General features: G+C 49.7%; 2 protein-coding genes. One reads left to right on the top strand and one right to left on the bottom strand.

Annotated features, from left to right (window positions below):
• Positions 1-17 precede the first annotated feature (17 nt).
• A complete protein-coding gene (locus HC175_RS24655) occupies positions 18-116 on the top strand; it encodes an FAD-dependent oxidoreductase (protein WP_317172374.1) in 99 nt (32 codons plus the stop codon).
• Here the strand turns inward: HC175_RS24655 and HC175_RS19995 are convergent.
• Positions 113-392, bottom strand: a 280-nt coding sequence (locus HC175_RS19995; RefSeq protein WP_168139832.1) for a PhzF family phenazine biosynthesis protein, incomplete at its 5' end; no start/stop codon positions are given. The two genes, HC175_RS24655 and HC175_RS19995, sit on opposite strands and share 4 nt — an antisense overlap.

Here is a 392-nt window from a genome sequence, read left to right as displayed (position 1 = left end):
AGTCTCCGCATGGAAAAATCCATTTTGCAGGAGAACATACCAGTATTTTGCGAAGTACTATGGAAGGAGCATTAAGGTCCGGCATTAGGGCAGCGCAGGAGGTGCAGGAGAGTTAATCCCGGTTCAGAAAAAGTTTTCCGGCAGAATAAGTGACAGCATGTCCTGCAACTTCTACACGGTCTCCTTTTAGAGTGCAGAACAATTCGCCGCCCCTGGGTGAAAGCTGGCGTGCGTGCATTTTATCCAAGCCTAACCTCTTTTCCCAAAAAGGAACCAGGGAACAATGGGCAGAACCTGTCACCGGGTCTTCAAATACTAAAGCTCCCGGTGTAAAGAAGCGTGAAACAAAATCGCAATCCTCGCCCGGGGCAGTCACAATTACTCCGCCCGTG

Source organism: Salinimicrobium oceani (genome assembly GCF_012037645.1).
Note: the sequence above shows the minus strand (reverse complement) of the source record. Positions and strands in the feature narration are given on the sequence as shown.